The 6,130-nt window shown below is 34.1% G+C and carries 7 protein-coding genes; all 7 read left to right on the forward strand.

Features of this window, described 5'->3' with window-relative positions; all coding sequences use genetic code 11:
• The first annotated feature begins 39 nt into the window (after positions 1 to 39).
• Positions 40 to 774 carry a GntR family transcriptional regulator gene (locus tag GZ63_RS0102625; protein WP_029266580.1) on the forward strand — a complete coding sequence of 245 codons (735 nt, stop codon included), beginning with the start codon at positions 40 to 42 and terminating at the stop codon, positions 772 to 774.
• 184 nt (positions 775 to 958) lie between these two features.
• Positions 959 to 2,245 carry an EF-P 5-aminopentanol modification-associated protein YfmF gene (gene yfmF / locus GZ63_RS0102630; protein WP_029266582.1) on the forward strand — a complete coding sequence of 429 codons (1,287 nt, stop codon included), beginning with the start codon at positions 959 to 961 and terminating at the stop codon, positions 2,243 to 2,245.
• A gap of 1 nt (position 2,246) precedes the next feature.
• Positions 2,247 to 3,530 (forward strand): EF-P 5-aminopentanol modification-associated protein YfmH, encoded by a 1,284-nt coding sequence (yfmH, locus tag GZ63_RS0102635; protein ID WP_029266584.1) that lies wholly within the window; start codon positions 2,247 to 2,249, stop codon positions 3,528 to 3,530.
• A 9-nt stretch (positions 3,531 to 3,539) separates the two neighbouring features.
• Positions 3,540 to 4,256 carry an elongation factor P 5-aminopentanone reductase gene (gene ymfI, locus GZ63_RS0102640; RefSeq protein WP_029266586.1) on the forward strand — a complete coding sequence of 239 codons (717 nt, stop codon included), beginning with the start codon at positions 3,540 to 3,542 and terminating at the stop codon, positions 4,254 to 4,256.
• Positions 4,257 to 4,337: 81 nt separating this feature from the next.
• Entirely contained in the window at positions 4,338 to 4,598 is a 261-nt protein-coding gene (locus tag GZ63_RS0102645) for a DUF3243 domain-containing protein (RefSeq protein ID WP_029266588.1), read from the forward strand.
• Positions 4,599 to 4,785: 187 nt separating this feature from the next.
• Positions 4,786 to 5,577, forward strand: a complete 792-nt coding sequence (locus GZ63_RS0102650) for a DUF3388 domain-containing protein (protein WP_029266590.1) — start codon at positions 4,786 to 4,788, stop codon at positions 5,575 to 5,577.
• A 17-nt stretch (positions 5,578 to 5,594) separates the two neighbouring features.
• On the forward strand, positions 5,595 to 6,130 hold a 536-nt coding region (locus GZ63_RS0102655; protein WP_029266592.1), incomplete at its 3' end, for a helix-turn-helix domain-containing protein.

The following is a 6,130-nucleotide window of genomic DNA, read 5'->3' on the forward strand; positions in this document are numbered from 1 at the left end:
AGTCTTGATTTTGTAAGAGGTTGAAGGAAGGGATTCTTTATAGCGATTAAAAATAATTCACGCCATTTATATTTGCAAGTTATCGATCAAATTAAACGGGATATTGAGAATGGTACCTATAAAGAGAGGGAAAAGCTGCCCTCTGAATTTCAACTATCGAAATTACTAGGGGTTTCTCGGGCTACATTACGAGAAGCGCTAAGAATACTAGAAGAAGATAATATTATTATTAGACGGCATGGGGTTGGGACTTTTGTTAATCCGAAACCAATTTTTTCATCAGGTATCGAAGAACTAAACAGTATTACGTATATGATTGAACAATCTGGAAAAGTGGCCGGAACGCGGTATTTAAGTTCAGCGTATCAAGAACCAACTGAAGAGGACCGAAAAAAATTTTCCTCAACAAAACTGGATCGTATCGCAAAAATTGAACGTGTACGTACTGCGGATAATCAGCCTGTTGTGTTTTGTATTGACAAGGTACCCAAAGGGTTAATTCCCATAGACACTGTCCATAAAGAAGATTCTTTATTCGGAGTGATGGAAGAATATGCAAACAAACAAATTGCTTATGCTGTAACATATATTGAACCAATTGGCTATCATGATCGAATTTATGATTATCTTGATTGTGACCCTGAACAGCCACTTTTATTGCTAAAACAAATGCATTACACCGCAGACGATGAAGCGGTCTTATATTCAGCTAACTATTTTCGGCCTGATATTTTTAGTTTTCATGTTTTAAGGAAACGTATGGAAAAATTATAATATTGCAAGAGCGGATTTGTTATTCATGATGATAACAAATCCGCTTTTTAATGTTTATTAACATTGGATGATAGAAATTATATCCATACGTAGCTTATAATGATTAGTAGATGGAAAAAAAGTGCAGACTATAGCAGTAATGATAATTACCTTTCATATTGCGAAAAGAACTGGAGGATTTAGGATGAATAAAATTACTGAAGAGGTATCAGAACATCATGGAGTAAAATTACATTTAGTACCTAGTAAAAAATATAAAACAATGAATATTGTTGTTAAATTTAAAGCTCCTTTAACTCGCGAGACAATCACCAAGCGAGCTCTTCTCCCTTATATTTTAAGACAAGGGACAAAGAATTATCCAAGCAGAAAAGCGATACAGTCAAAATTGGATGATTTATATGGCGCCGTCCTATCCATTGATGGAGCAAAAAAGGGAGATAACCATATTCTTAGTATGCGTATGGAATTGGCCAATCCGAAATTTATTCCAAATGAATCTTCTATTTTCGATGATGCGATCGAATTATTAACTGAAGTAATATTCCATCCAAACGTACAGGAAAATGCGTTTAATACCGATGTTTTTAAACGTGAAACAGAAACCCTAAGACAGAAGATGAATGCTATTATCGATGATAAAATGAGTTATGCTAATATGCGGCTGATTGATGAAATGTGTAAAGGAGAAGCATATCAATTACATGTACATGGTTACGAAGAGGACCTTAACTCCATAACGCCTGAAAATTTATACGATTACTATCAACAGTTAATGAGGGAGGATCACCTTGATATTTATGTATTAGGGGACTTTGATCAGGAAAAAATTAAAAAGCATATTACAACAACCATGCTGCAAAGAAAGCGAAGTGAGCCGGTCGTACAACAATCAAGTTCACTTTCTGTAGACAAACAAGAAAAGCCTAATGTAGTTATAGAAAAGCAAGATATACAACAAGCAAAACTACATATTGGATATCGAACTCATTGCACCTATCAAGATGATGATTATTTCGCATTACATGTTTTTAATGGAATTTTTGGCGGTTTTCCTAGTTCTAAATTATTTATTAATGTTCGAGAGAAAAACAGCTTAGCTTATTATGCTGCTTCCAGAATTGAAAGTCATAAAGGTTTATTGCTTGTCTTTAGTGGCATTGCCGCAGAAGATTATGAAAAAGCAAAAGAAATTATTGAATTACAAATAACTGCAATGAAAAATGGAGAATTTACAGAAGAAGAACTACAGGAAACGAAAGAGTTAATTATCAACCAATTGCTTGAAACAATGGATCATCCTCAAGGGATGATTGAACTTCTATATCAACAAGTATTAGGAAATAAAGAAATCACACCTGATCAGTTAATTAATAATATTAAGCAAGTAACTAAAGAACAGGTCATCAATATAGCTGAAAAAATCGAAGAAGATACAGTTTATTTATTAACAGGTAAGGGAGGAAAATAGATTGGATAGAAAAAAGTATGATATCATTGATGAAGTGTTGTATTTTGAAAAATTAGAAAACGGACTTACCGTTTTATTATTACCTAAACAAGAAATGGCCAAAACGTATGGCTTGTTTTCTACGAATTATGGCTCCATAGACCAAACTTTCGTACCTATTGGAGAAGAAAACCAAATAACAGTGCCTGAAGGTGTTGCTCATTTTTTGGAACATAAGCTATTTGAAAAAGAAGATCGTGATGTATTTGCAGATTTCGGGAAACAGGGAGCATCTCCAAATGCATATACTTCTTTTACAAAAACAGCTTATCTATTTTCAGCGACAAGTAATATTCAAGAAAATGTAAAAACACTATTAGATTTTGTTCAAGATCCTTTTTTCTCAGAACAATCCGTAGAAAAAGAAAAGGGAATTATTGCACAAGAAATAGAGATGTATAATGATCAGCCTGATTGGCAATCTTTTATGGGGACGCTTAGAAGTATGTTTCAAAATCATCCGGTTAACATTGATATAGCTGGTACAGTGGAGTCTATCCACTCTATAACAAAAGAAGACTTATACACATGTTATCATACATTTTATCATCCAGAGAACATGACTCTTTGTATCGCAGGGAATTTCGACGCAGAAAACATGATGGATTTCATAAAACGTAATCAAGCAGAAAAAGAATTCACTAAAATGAAAGGTCTTAAGCGCGAATTTCCAGATGAACCAGTCAATGTTGCTAAGAAAAAAAGTATAATCAACATGCCGGTTTCAATTCCTAAGTGTGCAGTAGGTATCAAAGAATCCTCAGAGGAATTTAATTCAAAAGAGTTTTTAGTAAAAGACTTATTGCAAGGGATGGTTTTGGATTATTATTTTTCAAAAGGTGGAAGATTTTATCAGGCGTTGTATAATGAAGCGCTTATAGATGAGAGTTTTTATTTTGAATCCACTTTAGAAAAAAATTTCGGTTATTCCATCATTGGCGGCAATACACATCAGCCAGAACAATTTGCACAAAAAGTAAAACAAATGCTATTAAGTACCAAAACAGCTTCCTTCACATCTGATGAATTTATGGTAATGAAGAGAAAGAAAATAGGTCAATTATTACGGGCCATGAACTCATTAGAGTATATTGCGAACCAATGTATTCACTATCATACACAGGGAATTGATTTTTTTGAGTTAATACCTTTTATTCAGTCATTGACACTTGATGATGTGAATTCCTTTGTTCAAAATTGGATAGATGAAGAGCGTCTGGCTGTTTGTGAAATAATAGCGGAATAAGGAGTACTTATGGGGAAAAATGTATTAATCATTGGAGCTAGTGGTGACATTGGAATAGCAATTGCTGACAGACTGGCAATGGACGGTTATCAATTATTGCTCCATTATAATAAAAACCGGGAAAAGATTGATGAGTTTATCAATAAACTTGATCATAATTGCGTTTTAACAACGATGCAAGCTGATCTCTTTAATAATGAAGAAATAAAGAACTTGTTAATTCAAATTGTTTATCCTGTTGACTATATTATTTTTGCAAGTGGTGCAGCTTTTTATGGGTTATTTCAAGATACATCGGAAAAAGCAATGGATGAAATGTTAACCTTGCATGTAAAGGCGCCTTGGATGATTGCACGGCATCTACTCCCAGCAATGATTCAAAAAAGAGCTGGAAAAATCATTTTAATCACATCTATCTGGGGTAGTGTTGGCGCGAGCTTTGAGGTTATTTATTCAGCGGTTAAGGGGGCGCAAAATAGTTTTGTTAAAGCATTGGCAAAAGAGGTTGCTCCATGTGGGATATCTGTAAATGCTGTTAGTCCGGGTTTTATTGATACAAAAATGAATCATAACTTATCAAAAGAAGAGAAAAAAATGGTTTTATCAGAAATCCCAATGAACCGTGCGGGAACGCCCAGTGAAATTGCACATACGATTAGCTTTTTATTAGATGAAAATGCTAATTATATCCAAGGAGAAATAATTGGTATGACTGGCGGATGGTAAACTAAAAAAACTCCTTCATCCTGTATAAATTGATTATAAATTCAAATACTATATGTGAAAAAAACTGAAGGAGGCAGATGGATGTCAGTCTTAGATAATTTTGAAACGTGGAAGGAATTTTTAGCTAATAAGCTCAATCAAGCGCAAGCACAAGGAATGAGTCAAGAAACAATTACGAATGTGGCTCATGAAGTAGGAGACTATCTTTCGCAAAGTGTTGAAGCTAAAAATGAGGAAGAAGCAGTTTTAAGAGAACTTTGGAATGCTGCTTCAGAAGATGAACAGCAAGCTCTTGCTAGTGCGATGGTGAAGCTCGTACAAAATGAAGGAAATTCACAATGATATAGGAAAAGAAGCCGGATAGCTATTACGGCTTCTTTTTCATTTTTAAAAATAAATGAAAAAAACTATCATTTAAAATCCATAATCCTTTTCACTAACTGAAAAATCATTTATTATATAATATAGATTGCTTTCATACAAATGATTGAGTATCATAAAATGAATGTATAAAATAAAGGAGTTAATTATGGAAAGAACAGAATGGTACCTTGAATATGAAATTCAATATAACCGTCCTGGTTTACTCGGGGATATCTCTTCTTTATTAGGAATGCTGTCTATAAATATTATTACCATAAATGGGGTAGAGCATTCAAAGCGGGTTATGTTGTTGCTCGCAAAACATGATGAACAAATCACCCGTTTAAAATCGGTCTTAGACATGATGGAAATTATTAAGGTGACAAAATTACGTAAGCCTAAACTGAGAGATAAATTAGCCGTTAGACATGGCAGATACATCCACAGGGATGCTGACGATCGTAAAACAGTACGTTTTGTTCGGGATGAATTAGGATTATTAGTCGATTTCATGGCTGAATTATATAAAAAAGAAGAGCATAAACTCATCGGATTACGCGGGATGCCTCGTGTGGGGAAAACAGAATCTGTTGTCGCAGCGAGTGTTTGTGCAAACAAGCGCTGGTTGTTTGTATCAAGTACCTTACTAAAACAAACAGTGAGAAGTCAGTTAATTGAAGGCGAATATGGCAATGACAATATTTATATTATCGATGGTATTGTCTCGAAAAGGCGTTCCAATGAGAAGCATTGGCAACTCATTCGGGAAATTATGCAACTTCCCGCTATCAAAGTAGTTGAGCATCCAGATATTTTTGTGCAGGCAACGGAGTATACGTTAGATGACTTTGATTATATAATTGAATTGCGCAGTCATGAGGATGAAGAAATTACATATGAACCGATTGAAAATAATCCATTCGGTCAAGGGAATAGCTTTTCTATGTTTGACTTTTAAAATGGATGGTGTTGGATATGGAAATAGGAACAAAATTAAAGGAAGCCAGAGAAGAAAAAGGGTTATCTTTAGAAAGTTTACAAGAAACAACAAAAATTCAAAAAAGATATTTAGAAGCTATAGAGAAAGGCGATTTACATATTTTGCCTGGGAAATTTTATGCTAGAGCTTTTATAAAAGAATATGCAAATGCAGTTGGTTTAAATCCGAGTGAATTACTGGAAGAACACAAAAGTGAAGTACCTTCAACAGAAGAAAATGAGATTGAATATACACGCTTGCAGCGGTCAAATCGAGAAAAACGTCGTGGAAGAAGCAACCTGTTTAATTTTTCTTTTATACCCACATTAATTGTTGTTTTACTTGTTATAGCAATTGTTTTTGCTGCGTGGGTTTTTTATCAAAAAACTACTGCAAATAGTAATCCTGACCCAGTACCGGAACAAAATGATGAAATTATTTACAGTGAAGATGCTGAAGGCGAAAGTAATGATAATCAAACAGATGTAGATGATGAAGATGAAGGAAACGATGACACAGAAGATAAAAAAAA

Origin of the sequence: Virgibacillus alimentarius (genome assembly GCF_000709085.1) — a bacterium.
GTDB classification, from domain to species: domain Bacteria; phylum Bacillota; class Bacilli; order Bacillales; family Amphibacillaceae; genus Virgibacillus_B; species Virgibacillus_B alimentarius.